Raw genomic sequence first — 17,020 nt, forward strand, 5'->3', positions numbered from 1 at the left:
CCTCATTCAGACCTGTCACACGACTGCAATAATTCCGTTATCTAATGCGCCCCAAGACAGTTAAATGACAAGAGGTTCGAGCATGGCTGGCAGGAGCATCCTGATCGTTGACGACGAAGCGCCAATTCGCGAAATGATCGCCGTTGCGTTGGAAATGGCTGGATACGACTGTATTGAAGCCGAAAACTCTCAGCAGGCCCACGCGATCATCGTGGACCGCAAGCCTGACCTGATTCTGCTCGACTGGATGCTGCCTGGCACATCCGGCATCGAACTGGCCCGGCGCCTCAAGCGTGATGAACTGACCGGGGACATCCCGATCATCATGCTCACCGCCAAGGGTGAAGAGGACAACAAGATCCAGGGCCTGGAAGTGGGCGCCGACGATTACATCACCAAGCCTTTCTCGCCCCGCGAACTGGTGGCGCGCCTCAAAGCCGTGCTGCGTCGTGCCGGCCCGACTGACGGCGAAGCGCCCATCGAAGTCGGCGGCCTGCTGCTCGACCCGATCAGCCACCGTGTCACCATCGACGGCAAACCCGCCGAAATGGGCCCGACCGAATACCGTCTGCTGCAGTTCTTCATGACCCACCAGGAGCGCGCCTACACCCGCGGTCAGTTGCTGGATCAGGTATGGGGCGGCAACGTCTACGTCGAAGAACGCACCGTCGATGTTCACATCCGCCGCCTGCGCAAGGCCTTGGGGGATGCGTATGAAAATCTGGTACAAACCGTGCGCGGCACTGGCTATCGTTTCTCGACCAAGAGCTGACAACCGCTGCGTCGATGCAAGGCAATGGCCAGTGCAGACCAGACAAGGATTTACCCCTAATTGAATCAAAATTGGCACGGCACTCTGATACGCCACATGTTGTTGCTGGTCACCGCCTGCCTGTTGGTCGGTCTGATCAGTGGGCAGTATGCCTGGAGCCTGGCCGCCGGACTGGGACTGTATCTGGCCTGGACCCTCAAGCAACTGTTACGCCTGCACGACTGGCTGAGCAGCCACAAGGCTGACGAGCCGCCTCCGGACGGTTATGGTCTGTGGGGCGAAGTCTTCGACAGCATCTACCACCTGCAACGTCGGGATCAGCGCGTCCGTGGCCGCCTTCAGGCCGTTATTGACCGCGTGCAGGAGTCCACCGCCGCGCTGCGTGATGCAGTGATCATGCTCGACAGCGATGGCAACCTGGAGTGGTGGAACCGTGCCGCTGAAACCCTGCTGGGCCTGAAGACGCCACAGGACAGCGGTCAACCCGTGACCAATCTGGTGCGGCATCCACGCTTCAAGGAATACTTTGCGCTGGGCGACTACAGCGAACCGCTGGAAATCCCGTCGCCAACCAACGATCGCCTGCGCATTCAGTTGCTGATCACCCGTTACGGCAACAACGAACACCTGATGCTGGTCCGCGATGTGACGCGCATCCATCAGTTGGAGCAGATGCGCAAAGACTTCGTCGCCAACGTGTCTCACGAGTTGCGGACACCGCTCACGGTGATCTTCGGCTATCTGGAAACGCTGCTCGACAACGTCGACGAGGTCAATCCGCGCTGGGTACGTGCGCTGCAACAGATGCATCAGCAAGGCGGGCGCATGCAGACGCTGCTCAATGATCTGCTGTTGCTGGCCAAGCTCGAGGCCACCGATTATCCGTCGGACAATCACCCGGTGGTCGTCAATACACTGCTCAAGACCATCACCGCCGATGCCAACGCGTTGTCGGGCAGCAAGAACCAGCAGATCCACCTCAGCCTGGAAAGCGACATGCGCCTCAAGGGCAGCGAAAGCGAGCTGCGCAGCGCGTTTTCCAACCTGATCTTCAATGCCGTGAAATACACACCGGCCGAGGGCGTGATCCGTATTCGCTGGTGGGCCGACGAACGGGGCGCGCACCTGAGCGTGCAGGATTCAGGGATCGGCATCGAGACCAAACACCTGCCGCGCCTGACCGAGCGCTTCTACCGGGTCGATACCAGCCGCGCGTCCAATACCGGCGGTACAGGGCTCGGTCTGGCCATCGTCAAACATGTGCTGCTGCGCCATCGCGGCAACCTCGAGATCAACAGTGTTCTCGGCAAGGGCAGTGTTTTTATCTGCCACTTTGCCAGCGCTCAGTTGTCCAAACCCGCGAGCGACGATTCAGACTACTAGGCAATCCTGCTTCGAGCCGCTACATTGCCGGGTTCATGGCGTCTTCTCTGACGTGACACGACCCTCTTCCTGATTAATACGGACCCTGCAAAACCCCATCATGGACCCTTCCCCTAGTTTTAACCTGTCTTCACTCTTCGCCGATTTCGGCATGATTCTTTTTGCTTTGTTCCTGGTCCTGCTCAACGGCTTTTTCGTTGCGGCAGAGTTCGCCATGGTCAAACTGCGCTCGACCAAGGTTGAAGCCATTGCCGACAAGAACGGCTGGCGCGGGCACATCCTGCGCAAGGTCCATGGCCAGCTGGACGCCTACCTTTCGGCCTGCCAGCTGGGTATCACCCTCGCCTCTCTGGGTCTGGGCTGGGTCGGTGAACCGGCCTTCGCGCACCTGCTGGAGCCGTTGCTCGCGGCGATGGGCGTGGACACGCCGGAATTGATCAAGGGCGTGTCGTTCTTTACCGCCTTCTTCATCATTTCCTATCTGCACATCGTGATCGGCGAGCTGGCCCCCAAATCCTGGGCGATCCGCAAGCCGGAGCTGCTGTCGCTGTGGACAGCGGCGCCGTTGTACTTCTTCTACTGGTTGATGTACCCGGCCATCTACCTGCTCAACGCCAGCGCCAACGCCATTCTGCGCATCGCTGGACAGGGTGAGCCCGGCCCGCACCATGAACACAGCTACAGCCGCGACGAACTGAAACTGATCCTGCACTCCAGCCGTGGCCAGGACCCCAGCGATCAGGGCATGCGCGTGCTGGCGTCGGCAGTGGAAATGGGCGAGCTGGAAGTGGTCGACTGGGCCAACTCCCGCGAAGACATGGTGTCGCTGGACTTCAATGCGCCGCTCAAGGAAATCCTCGCCTTGTTCCGCCGTCACAAATTCAGCCGTTATCCGCTGTATGACGCTGAACGTGGCGAGTTCGTCGGCCTGTTGCACATCAAGGACCTGCTGCTGGAGCTGGCAGCGCTGGACCATATTCCGGAGTCGTTCAACCTCGCCGAGCTGACCCGCCCGCTGGAACGTGTTTCCCGGCACATGCCTTTGTCACAGTTGCTCGAGCAGTTCCGCAAGGGTGGCGCGCACTTCGCCGTAGTAGAAGAAGCCGACGGCAAGATCGTGGGCTACCTGACCATGGAAGACGTGCTCGAAGTACTGGTGGGCGACATCCAGGACGAACACCGCAAGGTTGAACGCGGCATTCTCGCCTATCAGCCCGGCAAACTGCTGGTACGGGGCGATACGCCATTGTTCAAGATCGAGCGCCTGCTGGGCGTCGACCTGGATCACATCGAAGCCGAGACGCTGGCCGGTCTGATCTACGACACGCTCAAGCGTGTGCCGGAAGAAGAGGAACAGCTGGAAGTCGAAGGCCTGCGCATCATCATCAAAAAGATGAAAGGCCCGAAAATCGTTCTGGCCAAGGTACTGAAGCTGGACTGACCCGATCAGCGCCGCCTGCCCAAGGGCGGACGCAGGGCGTGGAGCTATGAATAGCTCCCCCTCAATTCCCGCCGACGGCGAAGTTGGGCAGACTCTGTACCGGTGTGGCGAATTCGTAGGGGATCGAGACCAGTTCGTTGCCCGAGTTGCGCTGCACGACGAAGTGCAGGTGCGGGCCGGTGCTGTTGCCGGTGTTGCCCGAACGTGCCAGCGCTGTTCCAACACTCACCCGTTGACCTTCCCTGACACTCACCGAGCCGCGCATCAGGTGCAGGTAGACGCCCATGGTGCCGTCGTCGTGCAGAATGCGCACAAAGTTGCCTGACGCATTCGAGCCGCGCCCTGACTGACTGTTTTCGATCTTCACCACCGTGCCGCCGCGCGCGGCAATGATCGGCGTGCCCTCCGGCATGGCGATGTCCATTGCATAGCGCCCCTTGACGCCGTAATGGCTGTATCGGCCATTCGGGCCCTGCGTCAGGCGAAACGGCCCGCCAATCCACGGCAGCGGGTATTTATAGGCTTGCACCGAGCCCTTGGGATCACCCAGGGTTGAAGTCAGCACCGAGGCGTAGTTCATCGGCTTGCTCCCCACCTTGGGGCTCAAGACCACCACGCGCTGGTTGCTGCGCGCAGGGATCGTGCGACGCAACGTTGCCGACGAGCCAGAGACCCCCAGCACGTTGGTCACACTGGAAAGCCTGAGTTCAACTTCGACCGGGGCGTACAGATCGTTGCGCACATACAGGCTGTGTACGCCCTTTTCACGCCTGACACTCAAGTGCACCTGGCCGTCGATACGCTCGACCATGCGGTCCCGAAACACCATGACCGATGCGCCGGGCGTCGGCCGGTCCGAAAAGGACACCACGCCATTGGCATCGGTGAATTTATAAATCGTGACAGCCCCGGCCGACTGCACAGTCAACGTCAGGGCAAACAGGATAAGCAGGCGTTCAAGCATCGGAGATGTTCGGGTTCAAGGGCACTGGGTGCCAAGCCTAGCAGCCTTGCAGGCAGAAGAGGACGCAAGGGTATCAATCGGACATGAATGAAGCGTCAAGGAAGGCGCGCCAGAGGCTCGGTACGCGGTGTCGTGTAACACCGCGCAAGGCTGACGCGCATGGGCATGCCACTCAGCTCAGAGGCAGGTATCAGGCGCCCGGGATGAAGTGCTTCTGCGCCGTGCCACGAGCAATCAGACGCGACAGGTAATCAAGCTTCTGCGCGTCGTGATCGACAAAGCGGAAGGTCACTTGCAACCATTCGCTGTCGGGCTTCTGCTCGAACGCGGCAACAGAGTGCAGATAGCCGTTCAGGCGTGCGACCTCGTTTTCCTCGCCCTGCTCCAGGTCCAGCACCGCGCTATCGAGTACCTGTGGCAGGTTTTCGCTGACGCGAATCACCAGTGTGGCGTCTTTCAGGGTGAGGGCCTTGATCACACACGACTGAGTGCCGTTGGGCAGGCGCAACTGGCCCTGGCCGCGACCGGTCGGCTCTGCCGATCTGACGGGTGCAGGGGCTGGCTTGGGAGCAGCGGCGGCGGCAACAGGCGCGGCACGAACCACTTCGGCCTTGCCACCGGTCAATGCGCTCAGCGAGTCATTGAGCGGCGAGTTCATGCGTGCCGGGGCTGTGGACATGACGGCGTCGAGCTTGCCGACTTTTGCCAGTGCTTTCTTGACCTTGGTCAGCAGCTGTTCATTGGTGAACGGCTTGCCGACAAAATCGGTCACACCGGCCTGAATGGCCTGCACAACGTTTTCCTTGTCACCACGGCTGGTCACCATGATGAACGGCACGGTTCTCAGGTAATTGTCTTGCTGACGGCACCATGTCAACAGCTCCAGGCCGGACATTTCTGGCATTTCCCAGTCGCACAGAATCAGGTCGAACGCCTCTTTGCCCAGCAACGTCTGAGCCTTGCGACCATTGACCGCGTCCTCGGTATGAATCCCGGGAAAATAATTGCGCAGCCCTTTCTTGACCAAGTCGCGAATGAAAGTCGCGTCATCCACCACCAATACACTGACCTTACTCATCGACGCTCCTGCGGGCGTGTTCACCTGGAGGCGAACTGCGGTATGCCAACACGCCCTTTGTTTCGGCAAGCATAGCGTTGACCGATAGCCAACTGCCATATTGATTGACTGCGCCGCGACATTTAATCCGCAGGCGACGGGAAATACTGATCTGCGTAACGAAAAACGCCCAGCGCGTGCTGGGCGTTTTTCTCGCAGGCAATCTTACTTATCGTCAGCGTCGCCCGGAACATTAGCGGTTTCGCTCGATATACCCTGCACTTCTTCCTTCATGCGCTTGAGACCCATGTGCCGCACGTCGGTCCCACGCACGAGATAGATCACCAGCTCGGAAATGTTGCGCGCATGGTCGCCGATTCGCTCCAGAGAGCGCAGCACCCAGATGACGTCCAGTACCCGGGAGATCGAGCGTGGATCTTCCATCATGTAGGTCGCCAGCTCGCGCAGGGCCGTCTTGTACTCGCGGTCGATGGTCTTGTCGTACTGCGCCACCGACAGGGCCAGCTCGGCGTCGAAACGGGCGAACGAATCCAGCGCATCGCGCACCATGTTGCGCACCTGATCGCCGATGTGACGTACCTCGACGTAGCCGCGTGGTGCCTCGCCCTCTTCGCAGAGCTTGATGGCACGGCGCGCGATCTTGGTCGCTTCATCACCAATGCGCTCCAGGTCGATCACCGACTTGGAAATGCTGATGATCAGGCGCAGGTCGGACGCCGCAGGCTGACGACGAGCCAGAATGCGCAGGCATTCCTCGTCGATGCTGCGCTCCATCTGATTGATCCGGTCGTCGACCTCGCGAACACGTTGGGCTAGACCGGAGTCTGCCTCGATCAGCGCTGTGACCGAATCGTTCACCTGCTTCTCGACCAGGCCACCCATTTCGAGCAAATGGCTGCGAACGTCTTCGAGTTCAGCGTTGAACTGTTGGGAAATGTGATGCGTATGGCTGTCTTTGTGGATCATGCTGGGTGTCCTTGGAACGTCCGGTTAATTGCGAAAACGCAGCGGTGGTTCAGGGCTGACGAAGCACGTACTACCCGTAACGACCGGTGATGTAGTCTTCTGTCTGTTTTTTTGCCGGGTTGGTGAACAAGGTATCCGTATCACCAAACTCGACAAGCTTGCCCATGTACATAAACGCGGTGTAATCCGACACCCGAGCCGCCTGCTGCATGTTGTGGGTAACGATCACAATGGTGTATTTCGATTTCAGTTCGTAGATCAGTTCTTCGACTTTAAGGGTCGAAATCGGATCGAGTGCCGAACAGGGTTCGTCGAGCAGCAGGACTTCCGGCTCCACGGCGATCGTTCGGGCAATGACCAGACGCTGCTGCTGCCCCCCGGACAAACCCAATGCCGACTCATGCAGTCGATCCTTGACTTCATCCCAGAGCGCAGCGGCTTTCAGCGCCCACTCGACAGCTTCATCGAGCACGCGCTTCTTGTTGATCCCCTGAATACGCAGCCCGTAGACCACGTTTTCATAAATCGTCTTGGGGAACGGATTGGGCTTCTGAAACACCATGCCGACGCGGCGACGCAACTCGGCGACTTCCTCGCCCTTGGTGTAGATGTTGTGCCCGTACAGGTTGATCGCACCCTCGACCCGGCAACCATCGACCAGGTCGTTCATGCGGTTGAAGCAGCGCAACAACGTCGATTTGCCACACCCGGACGGACCGATGAACGAGGTCACCTTCTGCTTCGGGATATTCAGGGCAATATCGAACAGCGCCTGCTTGTCGCCATAGAACAGATTCAGGCCCGGCACTTCGATGGCCACGCTCTCGTCGGCCAGATCCAGACGTTGCTTGTGACGCCTCAGGGCCGACATGTTCATGCCACTCGTCGGGCTTTCATGCTGCATGGATTGCTCCTGTGCGAACTGTTCGCGTCATCGCACGGCCGCGTTTGCCAAAGGGCGAATTCGGGATCAATTGTCGAGCGCCTTGTACTTTTCCCGCAAATGGTTACGGATGCTCACCGCCGACAGATTGAGCAAGGCGATGACCAGCACCAGCAGCAGCGCGGTGGCATACACCAGCGGGCGTGCGGCCTCGACGTTGGGGCTCTGGAAGCCGACGTCGTAAATGTGGAAACCCAGGTGCATGATCTTCTGATCGAGGTGCAGATAAGGATAGTTGCCGTCCAGCGGCAGCGACGGCGCCAGCTTGACGACGCCCACCAGCATCAAGGGCGCAACTTCCCCGGCGGCACGCGCTACCGCGAGGATGAGCCCGGTCATCATCGCCGGGCTGGCCATTGGCAGTACGATTTTCCACAGCGTCTCGGCCTTGGTTGCACCCAGTGCCAGCGAACCTTCACGCAGGGTCAGCGGAATGCGCGCCAGCCCTTCTTCCGTCGCCACGATCACCACCGGCACGGCAAGCAGTGCCAGGGTCAGCGAGGCCCATAAAAGGCCCGGCGTACCGAACGTCGGGGCCGGCAGCGCTTCAGGAAAGAACAGCCGATCCACCGAGCCGCCCAGCACATAGACGAAGAATCCCAGGCCAAACACGCCGTAGACAATCGCAGGCACACCGGCAAGGTTGTTCACAGCGATGCGAATCAACCGGGTAACCGGCCCCTGGCGCGCATACTCACGCAGGTAGACCGCCGCCAGCACACCGAACGGCGTGACGATCACGGCCATGATCAGGGTCATCATCACCGTGCCGAAGATCGCCGGGAAGATACCGCCCTCGGTGTTGGCTTCGCGTGGGTCGGCGCTGAGAAACTCCCACAGTTTCTCGAAGTAGAAGCCAAGCTTGGTCACCGTGCCCATCGCATTGGGCTGATAGGCACGCACCACTTTGCCCAGGCTGAGTTCGATCTCTTTGCCGTTGCCATCGCGCGCGGTCAGGCTGTCGCGATCAAAGGCCTGGTGCAGCCCGTCAAGGCGCGCCTCGATCACCTTGTAACGCGCATCCAGCTCGGCCCGCTCGGCAGCCATGTCCGCTTGCGCGGCGGCATCCAGTCGGCCATCGAGTTCCAGCTTGCGGGCCTGCAGGCGCAGGCGCTCGATACCGTGATTGATGGCACCAATGTCTTTCTTTTCCAGGCTGTAGAGCTCGTCAGCCAGCTTTTCGACGCGTTTGATGCGCTCTTGCAGGACCGGCCATGCCGCCTCGCCTTCGGCCACGACACGCCCGTCTTCCTTGACGTTGACCAGATAGCCGTAGAAATTGCCCCACTCGCGACGCTCCAGCGTCATCAGGTCTGCAGGCCGGCTCTGCACGGTCAGCCATTCGCCTACCACCCAGTTGAAGTCACTGGGGTTGAGATCGCGATTGCCGACCTTGAACAGCTCGCGGGTCATGAATTCCGGCCCTTGATCAGGCACCGGCAGGCCCGCGCTTTTCAGGCGCGCACGAGGTACTTGCTCCTGCTCGACCCGCTCGCCGACCAGAACGTTCGATTCCTGATTGGGCACCGCGTACTGCGCGCTCACCAGATCGGCGGGCCAGAAATGCCCAAGGCCACGCACGGCGATCACCGCCAACAGGCCGATGGTCATGATCACAGCGATGGATACGGCACCCGCACTCATCCAGACGCCGGGGGCGCCACTTTTGAACCAGTTCCTGAGGGAGTTCCGCTTCACCAACGCCTACCTTCCTTACAGCGACGAGTATTGCTTGCGCAGACGCTGACGAATCAGCTCTGCGAGGGTGTTCATCACGAAGGTGAACATCAACAGCACCAACGCCGCGAGAAACAGCACCCGATAATGGCTGCCGCCCACTTCCGACTCCGGCATCTCCACCGCGACATTGGCCGCCAGCGTACGCATGCCTTCAAACAGGTTCATGTCCATGATCGGCGTGTTACCGGTCGCCATCAGCACAATCATGGTTTCCCCCACGGCCCGGCCCATGCCGATCATCAAGGCGGAAAAGATGCCGGGGCTGGCGGTCAGGATCACCACCCGCGTCAGGGTCTGCCACGGCGTCGCGCCCAGTGCCAGCGAACCCAGCGTCAGGCTGCGCGGCACGCTGAACACGGCGTCTTCGGCAATCGAATAAATGTTGGGGATCACCGCGAATCCCATGGCGATGCCGACTACCAGTGCATTGCGCTGATCGTAGGTGATACCCAGGTGGTCACGAATCCAGGTGCTCATGTCACCCGCGAAGAACCAGTTCTCCAGATGCGGGCTCATGCTCAGTGAAAACCAGCCCACCAATAGCACGACCGGAATCAGAATCGCGCCTTCCCAGCCATCGGGAATACGCAAGCGAAACGAATCAGGCAGGCGGGTCCAGAAAAAGCCCACCAGCAAAATGCCGATCGGCGTAAGCAGCAACAGGCTGAAGATGCCGGGCAGATGCCCTTCCAGATATGGGGCCAGAAACAATCCGGCAAAAAAGCCGAGAATCACCGTCGGCATCGCTTCCATCAATTCGATCACCGGCTTGACCTTGCGGCGCATGCCCGGGGCCATGAAGTAGGCGGTGTAGATCGCGGCAGCCACGGCCAGCGGCGCGGCCAGCAGCATGGCGTAGAACGCCGCTTTCAGCGTGCCGTAGGTCAACGGCGCCAGGCTCAGCTTGGGCTCGAAGTCGGAGTTGGACGCCGTGGACTGCCAGATGTACTTGGGTTCATCGTAATTCTCGTACCAGACCTTGCCCCACAGCGAACTCCAGGAGACTTCCGGGTGCGGGTTGTCCAGCGTCAGCGGCAGCAGCTTGCCAGCGCTTTCAATCAGAATCCGGTTGGCGCGTGGCGATAACGCCAGAATACCGGGCCCCTCGGCGACCTTGTCGATCAGCAGGGTGCGGTGCGCTGTGCTGTGGAATACGCCCAGCTTGCCGGAAGCATCCAGAGCGATGAACCCCTTGCGGCGCTGCTCGGCCTTGATCTGCGCGATCGGTGCGCTGCCCAGGCTGAAATCGCGGATGCGCATCAGGCGCTGCTCACCGTCAGTGTCCCGGGCCATGAACCACTGGGACATACTGCCTTTCGAGTTGCCGATGATCAGCGAAATGCCGCCGACCAGTTGAGCGCTCGCCGTGATCTCGGCGTTGCCGTCTTCCAGCAATTTATAGCGGCCATTGAGGCTGCGATCGCGCAGGCTGAACACATCCGCCTGCGCGCGCCCGTTGATGACATACAACCATTGCTGACGCGGGTCGATGTAGATCGCCTTGACCGCTGCGGACATCTGCGGCAACTCGACACGCGTCTGCTCGCGGGTCATCTCGCCGGTCATCATGTTTTCTTTCTGTTCGAGCGAGATGACATGCAACTGAGTGCCGGTAGACCCTGCCAGCTTCAGGCTGTCGCCATCGGCACTGACGGTGACATGCTCGACCGCACGCCCGGCCTCATCCAGTACCAGGGGCGCTTCGCCGTAAGGCCAGGCCACGCTCGGGGTGATGGTTTTCTGATCGTTCGGGTAGGTCGTCAGGTAAGAATGCCTGAACACCAGCACCTGACCGTTGGACAAACCCAGGGCTATCAAGGGCGCGCCGGGCTGATCCTTGCCGATGGACGCAACGGACACGCCCGCAGGGAGCGGCAAGGCAATGCGCCGCAGCTCTGCGCCGTCCTCGCTGTTGAAAAAGACCACTTCGCCCTTGTCGGAAATGCGCATGCCGATCTGGTTCTGCTCTTCGATGGTAATCATCAGCGGAGCGCCGGCATCCTGCAGCCAGGCGGTATTCAGCGCAGGTTCGGCGGTCAGGCTGGCGCCTTTGAAGAGCGGCGCAACGACATAGGCCAGGTAGAAAAAGATCAGCGTAATGGCAGCCAGCACGGCAAGGCCGCCAATGGCGACGTACCAGTGAGTGAGCCGGTCGGTAAACGCACGGACACGACGCTTGCGCACCATCGCGGGCGTATTGAAATCAATACGCGCTGGAGGCGAGCTCTGGTCCATCGTCGATTTGAACAGCTCATTCATGCGCACACACCGTAGACGCCTTGTATGACAGAAACATTACAGCAAGGTGACGCAAGAAAGCCCGCTGCCTGCGAAACCGGCGGCGGACTGTTCAATTTGTATGCAGGCCAGTCCATTGAGCCCCGCTCCAACGCGTACGTGACTACTTTACCGCCACGCCGCCCGCGCCCTGCAGGCCAAGATCGGCCAGCGTCTTCTCGACGACACGGGCGGGCAGCGGGATGTAACCGTCCTTCATCACCACTTCCTGGCCCTGCCTCGACAGCACCAGTTTTACAAACTCGGCCTCCAGCGGCGCCAAGGGCTGGTTCGGCGCCTTGTTCACGTAGACATAAAGGAAGCGCGACAGTGGATAACTGCCGTTCAGGGTATTGGCTTCGCTGTCTTCGACAAACTCGCCCCCTTCCTTCTTCGCCAGCGGCACAGTTCTGACGTTGGATGTCTTGTAACCGATGCCCGAATAACCGATGCCGTTAAGCGAATTGCTGATCGCGCTGACCACCGAAGCAGAGCCGGGCTGCTCGTTGACGTTGGCCTTGAAGTCGCCTTTGCACAGCGCTTCTTCCTTGAAATAACCGTAGGTACCCGACACTGAGTTACGACCGAACAACTGGATCGGTTTGCCTGCCAGATCGCCGGTCACGCCGACATCGCCCCAGGTTTTCGCATCTGCCCTGGCGCCGCACAGGCGGGTCGCGGAAAAGATCGCGTCCACTTGCTGCAGGGTCAGGCCCTTGATCGGGTTGTCCTTGTGCACAAAAACCGCCAAAGCATCCACCGCGACCGGGATGGCAGTGGGCTTGTAGCCATGTTTCTGCTCGAAAGCCGACAGCTCGCCGTCCTTCATCCTGCGGCTCATCGGGCCCAGATTGGCCGTGCCCTCGGTCAGCGCGGGTGGCGCCGTGGAGGAGCCGGCCGCTTGAATCTGGATGTTCACGCTCGGGTATTCTTTCTTGTAGGCCTCGGCCCACAGGGTCATCAGATTTGCCAGGGTATCGGAGCCGACACTGGAGAGATTGCCCGACACACCGGAGGTCCTGGTATAGGCCTGGATGGCAGGGTCGACCGCAGCCAGCGTATTGGCTGCCGTCACTCCGGCGGCAACCAATGTCAGTGCAGTCATCAAACGCTTGAGTGTCATCCTTGCGCTCCTGGCAGGGTGTGTAGGTGTCCACGAGCCTTTTTGGGCCAGTCTTATGACTACTCTATGAATTGATTATGACAATAAGATGAAAAGGCTATCGACCTGTGCAGGTAGATAGCCTTTGGCTGTAGCGGTGCCCGAGCGATTCAGCAGCGGCTGATGATCAGCGCTTTCGGCTCAGCAAAAACACACCGATGGCCATGCCCAGACCGCAGAGGATCGCGACGTACCACGCCGGCCCCATCGGACTGCTCTTGAGCATGAAGGTCACGACCATCGGCGTCAGACCGCCGAAGATCGCGTACGCCAGGTTGTAGGAGAACGACAGCCCCGAGAAGCGCACCACAGGCGGGAATGCCTTGACCATGACGTAAGGAACTGCGCCGATCGTACCGACGAACAGACCGGTCACGGCATACAGCGGGAACAGCACTTCCGGATGGCTGCCGAGGATGTGATAGAACGTCCAGGAACTGACCAGCAAACCTGCGCTGCCCAGCAGAAACACCCAGCCTGCGCCCAAACGATCCGCCAGCGCGCCCGCAGCGATGCAACCCACGCTCAGGAAGACAATCGCCAGGCTGTTGGCTTTCAGCGCGGTAGCGGCCGGAAAGCCATAGATGGTTTGCAGGATGGTCGGTGTCATCAGGATCACGACGATGATGCCGGCAGACAGCAACCAGGTCATCAGCATCGACAGCGCCACGGCGCCACGATGATCACGCAGTACCGCCTTGAGCGGCACCTCTTCGGCCAGTGCCTTGCGCAGTTGCAGCTCGGCAAACACCGGCGTTTCATGCAGCAGGCGACGCAGATACACCGACATCAGGCCGAACACGCCACCCAGCAGGAAAGGGATACGCCATGCGTAATCCGATACCTCGACGGGGGTATAGATGCTGTTGATCGCCGTGGCGACCAGCGAGCCCAGCAGGATGCCCGCTGTCAGGCCCGCGGTCAGGGTGCCGCAGGCATACCCGACACGCCGTGCAGGCACATGCTCGGACACGAAGACCCACGCGCCAGGTACTTCACCGCCGATGGCGGCACCTTGAATGACGCGCATCAACAACAGCAGAATCGGCGCCCACATGCCGATCTGTGCGTAGGTCGGCAGCAGACCCATGATCAGGGTCGGCACCGCCATCATGAAAATGCTCAGCGTGAACATTTTCTTGCGCCCCAGCAGATCGCCGAAGTGCGCCATGATAATGCCGCCCAGGGGTCTCGCCAGATAACCGGCGGCGAAAATGCCGAACGTCTGCATCATGCGCAGCCAGTCGGGCATGTCCACCGGGAAAAACAGTTTGCCGACCACCGCCGCGAAAAACACGAAAATGATGAAGTCGTAGAACTCCAGCGCGCCACCCAGGGCCGACAGCGAAAGGGTTTTGTAATCGCTGCGAGTCAAAGGCCGCGCAGGCTGCGTGGAACTTGGAGGAACAGATGACATGACAAGGCTTCTCTTTACGTGTTCTTTGAAAAGGGGCGAGCGACAGCAACGCTGGCTGCTGCGGGGTGCCGTGCAGAAGCGATTGTCGGGAGCAACGGCGCAGATAGGCACCAAAATTGCGTGTACAGGCAGTCTTGTCACCTGTAGAGGTCCAGCAAGATAGCAAATTGCTACAAAAAACACATGGCAGAACTGCCACTGACACAAAATGAAGACCCCACGGTCGTTCTATGACGCAACGCCCGATATACTCGCAAGTCGTCAACAGCCTTGGGAAGTTGTGCGAAAACGTCTGAATCAGCGGGTTTCGCAGAGTTTCCCTTTGGGCCACACCGGCGCTGAACACATAATGTTCATGCTCATGGTTTTGAATGGCACCTGTTAACCGCGGCATACAATAATGAGAGTCATGGGTCAGAGGCACCCTAGGCATGATCGAGCTCGAACAAGAAGATCCAACCCCGCAAGGCGACCTTGCACTGCAAATCACCGCCCTTCCCCGCGAAACCAATGGCTTTGGCGACATCTTTGGTGGCTGGCTGGTGTCCCAGATGGACCTGGCAGGCACAGCTATGGCCAGCAAAGTCGCGGGTGGCCGCGTGGCGACCGTGGCCATCGATCGCATGGCATTTCTGGTCCCGGTCGCGGTCGGCGAACAGCTTTCCTTCTATACCCGCACCCTGGAAGTCGGACGCACCTCGATCAAGATGATGGTCGAAGTGTGGAGCGACGACCCGCTCACCAGCGAATGGCGCAAGGTCACCGAGGCCGCGTTCGTATTCGTGGCCATAGATGCCAGCGGCCGGACGCGCTCGGTTCCCGCGCGACGGTAAATTGTCGCTCGGCTACAGGTTGGCTGCCCGGTTAAACTCGCCCTGCATGAAGCGGTCTATTTTCGTCACGGTCATTGAGTGAGAACTTTGCATGCCAACATCCCCGGTTGAACCCACCGTTGAATCCATCCTTTACGATGAGCTGAACTGCTGGCGTATTTGCCACGGCGAAGCAGAGCTGCTGGTTGCGCAACAAGGCGCACACATCCTCAGCTATCAAGTGGCCGGGCAGCAGCCGCTGGTGTGGCTGAACGAAGAGGCCGTTTTCAAGCGCGGCAAACCCATTCGTGCAGGCATGCCGATCTGCTGGCCGTGGTTCGGCAATCTGGAGCGCAACCCGCAAAGCGTGCAGGCCATGCGCGACAGCAGCGAACCTGCCAAGGCACATGGCGAAGTGCGAGCGCTCGACTGGCAGTTGCTGGGTATCGGCGCAGATGGCGATGCACTGCTGGTGGAGTTCGTCCTTCCCGAGGCCGAAGGCCACTTGCCGGGCTGGCCGCACAATGTAGCCCTGAAACTGAGCATTCGTCTGGACCACGCACTGAATGTCAGTCTGGTCAGCTACAACTGTGGCACTGAGCCTGTGGTGATCAGCCAGGCGCTGCATACCTATTTCGCAGTCAGCGATGTACGTCAGGTCAGCGTCGAAGGGCTCGACGGCCTGCGTTACATCGAAACCCTGGCAAACTGGGAAGAACGCGAGCAGACCGGCGACCTGACCTTCACAGGCGAAACCGACCGCATCTACAAGGACACACCAGGCGTGCTCAGCATCGTTGACCCGCAGTGGCAGCGACGCATCCACATCCGCAGCACGGGCTCGAACTCAGCCATCCTATGGAACCCGTGGATCGAGAAGACCGGCAAGTTCACCGACATGGCAGCAGACGGCTGGCAGCGCATGGTCTGCGTCGAAACCGCCAACGTGCTGGACGACGTGGTCACCCTGGCACCGGACCAGATGCATGTTCTGGGAGTGAGTATCTGGAGCGAGGCGCTCTGATCAGTAATTGATCAAGCCCATCAAAGGTCCGACTCAACCACCACGCGGACCTTTGACGCATCCATCGCATACGCAGCATCGGCAAGGTCGTTACTGACCTTCTCGATTTTCAGGGTGCCTTCTACCCACAGTGGTGTGTAGATATCATCCAGTTTCAGCCCCTTGGGGTAACGCACCAGCACCAGCTGGTTAGGCGGCGGTGGTGGAACGTGAATGCAGGCGCCTGGATAAGGCACAATGAAGAACAGCGTGCTGCGGCCCTTGGCGTCGGTTTCGAGAGGCACAGGGTAGCCGCCAAGACGAATCGTCTTGCCGTTCATTGCCGGGACGGTTTTGGTCGAATACATGACTGCAGGCAAACCCTTGCTCTGCTTCAGTCCACCCTTGCTGTCGAACGTGCCCATGGCTTCCGGAGAATTGTGGTCAATCTCGGGCATGGCTTCGAGGGCTTTTTGATCGGACTTGGGCATCAGCTCAAGCCAGTCGGTTTCCGGCAACTGGGCGTATGCGGGACCGCAGAGCGCGGATAACAGCAGAAGAGTCATCAACAGGAAGCGACGCATGATAAAGCTCGGCAAAGGGGTGGAAAGTTGCCGAGCATTCTAGCCCTCTGCGCACTGTAAAACAGAGGGCTGACGCCTAAGCGTTATTTCTTTTTGATCATGCCGTAGATAACCAGCAGGATGATTGCACCTACCAGCGCGCCGAGGAAACCTGCACCCTCGCCTGCCTGATAGATACCCAGCGCCTGACCACCGTAAGTGGCTGCAAGCGAACCGGCGATACCCAGCACGATGGTCATGATCCAGCCCATGCTGTCGTCGCCCGGCTTCAGAAAGCGAGCCAACAGACCAACGATCAGGCCGATAAAGATGGTTCCAATGATACCCATGCCATTTCCCTCTGTATTAAGTGAATACGCCCGGGCTGACAGCAGCCCCGACCTACTGCTATCTGAGAACGACGAGAGGGAATGGTTCCGGCGCAATGGCCAGTTTGCTTCGGGGTGGAGAATTCTTCATGAATGACGGGGCTGAACCT

The 17,020-nt window shown here is 59.7% G+C and carries 15 protein-coding genes; 5 read left to right on the forward strand and 10 right to left on the reverse strand.

What is annotated here, in order from left to right:
- Window positions 1–82 precede the first annotated feature (82 nt).
- From phoB to PI739_RS16310, 3 genes are all read left to right on the forward strand, one after another.
- Complete coding sequence (gene phoB / locus PI739_RS16300; RefSeq protein ID WP_002555882.1) at window positions 83–772, forward strand: phosphate regulon transcriptional regulator PhoB; 690 nt, start codon at window positions 83–85, stop codon at window positions 770–772.
- 96 nt (window positions 773–868) lie between these two features.
- Complete coding sequence (gene phoR / locus PI739_RS16305) at window positions 869–2,155, forward strand: phosphate regulon sensor histidine kinase PhoR (protein WP_230082027.1); 1,287 nt, start codon at window positions 869–871, stop codon at window positions 2,153–2,155.
- 100 nt (window positions 2,156–2,255) lie between these two features.
- A complete protein-coding gene (locus PI739_RS16310; protein WP_003367992.1) occupies window positions 2,256–3,596 on the forward strand; it encodes a hemolysin family protein in 1,341 nt (446 codons plus the stop codon).
- Between the two features lie 61 nt (window positions 3,597–3,657).
- Here the strand turns inward: PI739_RS16310 and PI739_RS16315 are convergent, their stop codons facing one another.
- The 8 genes from PI739_RS16315 to PI739_RS16350 all read right to left on the reverse strand — a co-directional run bounded on the left by PI739_RS16315 (window position 3,658) and on the right by PI739_RS16350 (window position 14,143).
- On the reverse strand, window positions 3,658–4,560 hold the full coding sequence (locus tag PI739_RS16315; protein WP_003367990.1) for a peptidoglycan DD-metalloendopeptidase family protein: 903 nt from the start codon (window positions 4,558–4,560) through the stop codon (window positions 3,658–3,660).
- A gap of 190 nt (window positions 4,561–4,750) precedes the next feature.
- Window positions 4,751–5,638 (reverse strand): response regulator, encoded by an 888-nt coding sequence (locus PI739_RS16320; protein WP_003432838.1) that lies wholly within the window; start codon window positions 5,636–5,638, stop codon window positions 4,751–4,753.
- Between the two features lie 204 nt (window positions 5,639–5,842).
- Window positions 5,843–6,604, reverse strand: a complete 762-nt coding sequence (gene phoU / locus PI739_RS16325) for a phosphate signaling complex protein PhoU (RefSeq protein WP_002555887.1) — start codon at window positions 6,602–6,604, stop codon at window positions 5,843–5,845.
- A 70-nt stretch (window positions 6,605–6,674) separates the two neighbouring features.
- The gene (gene pstB, locus PI739_RS16330; protein WP_003401255.1) at window positions 6,675–7,508 is read right to left on the reverse strand and encodes a phosphate ABC transporter ATP-binding protein PstB; all 834 of its coding nucleotides are present in this window, start codon (window positions 7,506–7,508) and stop codon (window positions 6,675–6,677) included.
- A gap of 66 nt (window positions 7,509–7,574) precedes the next feature.
- The gene (gene pstA, locus PI739_RS16335; protein WP_271352174.1) at window positions 7,575–9,191 is read right to left on the reverse strand and encodes a phosphate ABC transporter permease PstA; all 1,617 of its coding nucleotides are present in this window, start codon (window positions 9,189–9,191) and stop codon (window positions 7,575–7,577) included.
- A 69-nt stretch (window positions 9,192–9,260) separates the two neighbouring features.
- The gene (locus PI739_RS16340) at window positions 9,261–11,546 is read right to left on the reverse strand and encodes an ABC transporter permease subunit (protein WP_054082249.1); all 2,286 of its coding nucleotides are present in this window, start codon (window positions 11,544–11,546) and stop codon (window positions 9,261–9,263) included.
- A 142-nt stretch (window positions 11,547–11,688) separates the two neighbouring features.
- The gene (locus PI739_RS16345) at window positions 11,689–12,687 is read right to left on the reverse strand and encodes a phosphate ABC transporter substrate-binding protein PstS (protein WP_003367977.1); all 999 of its coding nucleotides are present in this window, start codon (window positions 12,685–12,687) and stop codon (window positions 11,689–11,691) included.
- Window positions 12,688–12,853: 166 nt separating this feature from the next.
- Window positions 12,854–14,143 (reverse strand): MFS transporter, encoded by a 1,290-nt coding sequence (locus PI739_RS16350; protein WP_058416447.1) that lies wholly within the window; start codon window positions 14,141–14,143, stop codon window positions 12,854–12,856.
- A 431-nt stretch (window positions 14,144–14,574) separates the two neighbouring features.
- Here PI739_RS16350 and PI739_RS16355 point away from each other — a divergent pair, with 431 nt between their 5' ends.
- Window positions 14,575–14,976 carry an acyl-CoA thioesterase gene (locus PI739_RS16355; protein ID WP_003316086.1) on the forward strand — a complete coding sequence of 134 codons (402 nt, stop codon included), beginning with the start codon at window positions 14,575–14,577 and terminating at the stop codon, window positions 14,974–14,976.
- Between the two features lie 91 nt (window positions 14,977–15,067).
- Window positions 15,068–15,979, forward strand: coding sequence for a D-hexose-6-phosphate mutarotase (locus PI739_RS16360; RefSeq protein ID WP_003432833.1), 912 nt, complete (start codon window positions 15,068–15,070; stop codon window positions 15,977–15,979).
- 20 nt (window positions 15,980–15,999) lie between these two features.
- Here the strand turns inward: PI739_RS16360 and PI739_RS16365 are convergent, their stop codons facing one another.
- Window positions 16,000–16,542, reverse strand: coding sequence for a DUF3299 domain-containing protein (locus PI739_RS16365; RefSeq protein ID WP_003367971.1), 543 nt, complete (start codon window positions 16,540–16,542; stop codon window positions 16,000–16,002).
- An 83-nt stretch (window positions 16,543–16,625) separates the two neighbouring features.
- A complete protein-coding gene (locus PI739_RS16370) occupies window positions 16,626–16,871 on the reverse strand; it encodes a GlsB/YeaQ/YmgE family stress response membrane protein (RefSeq protein WP_002555896.1) in 246 nt (81 codons plus the stop codon).
- Window positions 16,872–17,020 lie beyond the last annotated feature (149 nt).

It is taken from the genome of Pseudomonas cerasi, assembly GCF_027983475.1.
Taxonomy (GTDB): Bacteria; Pseudomonadota; Gammaproteobacteria; order Pseudomonadales; family Pseudomonadaceae; genus Aquipseudomonas; species Aquipseudomonas cerasi.

Excerpts from the sequence above, each read along its gene's own strand:
- phoB (WP_002555882.1), top strand. The coding sequence starts at position 83 with ATGGCTGGCAGGAGCATCCTGATCGTTGACGACGAAGCGCCAATTCGC.
- phoR (WP_230082027.1), top strand. The coding sequence starts at position 869 with ATGTTGTTGCTGGTCACCGCCTGCCTGTTGGTCGGTCTGATCAGTGGG.
- PI739_RS16310 (WP_003367992.1), top strand. The coding sequence starts at position 2,256 with ATGGACCCTTCCCCTAGTTTTAACCTGTCTTCACTCTTCGCCGATTTC.
- PI739_RS16315 (WP_003367990.1), bottom strand. The coding sequence starts at position 4,560 with ATGCTTGAACGCCTGCTTATCCTGTTTGCCCTGACGTTGACTGTGCAG.
- PI739_RS16320 (WP_003432838.1), bottom strand. The coding sequence starts at position 5,638 with ATGAGTAAGGTCAGTGTATTGGTGGTGGATGACGCGACTTTCATTCGC.
- phoU (WP_002555887.1), bottom strand. The coding sequence starts at position 6,604 with ATGATCCACAAAGACAGCCATACGCATCACATTTCCCAACAGTTCAAC.
- pstB (WP_003401255.1), bottom strand. The coding sequence starts at position 7,508 with ATGCAGCATGAAAGCCCGACGAGTGGCATGAACATGTCGGCCCTGAGG.
- pstA (WP_271352174.1), bottom strand. The coding sequence starts at position 9,191 with ATGAGTGCGGGTGCCGTATCCATCGCTGTGATCATGACCATCGGCCTG.
- PI739_RS16340 (WP_054082249.1), bottom strand. The coding sequence starts at position 11,546 with ATGAATGAGCTGTTCAAATCGACGATGGACCAGAGCTCGCCTCCAGCG.
- PI739_RS16345 (WP_003367977.1), bottom strand. The coding sequence starts at position 12,687 with ATGACACTCAAGCGTTTGATGACTGCACTGACATTGGTTGCCGCCGGA.
- PI739_RS16350 (WP_058416447.1), bottom strand. The coding sequence starts at position 14,143 with ATGTCATCTGTTCCTCCAAGTTCCACGCAGCCTGCGCGGCCTTTGACT.
- PI739_RS16355 (WP_003316086.1), top strand. The coding sequence starts at position 14,575 with ATGATCGAGCTCGAACAAGAAGATCCAACCCCGCAAGGCGACCTTGCA.
- PI739_RS16360 (WP_003432833.1), top strand. The coding sequence starts at position 15,068 with ATGCCAACATCCCCGGTTGAACCCACCGTTGAATCCATCCTTTACGAT.
- PI739_RS16365 (WP_003367971.1), bottom strand. The coding sequence starts at position 16,542 with ATGCGTCGCTTCCTGTTGATGACTCTTCTGCTGTTATCCGCGCTCTGC.
- PI739_RS16370 (WP_002555896.1), bottom strand. The coding sequence starts at position 16,871 with ATGGGTATCATTGGAACCATCTTTATCGGCCTGATCGTTGGTCTGTTG.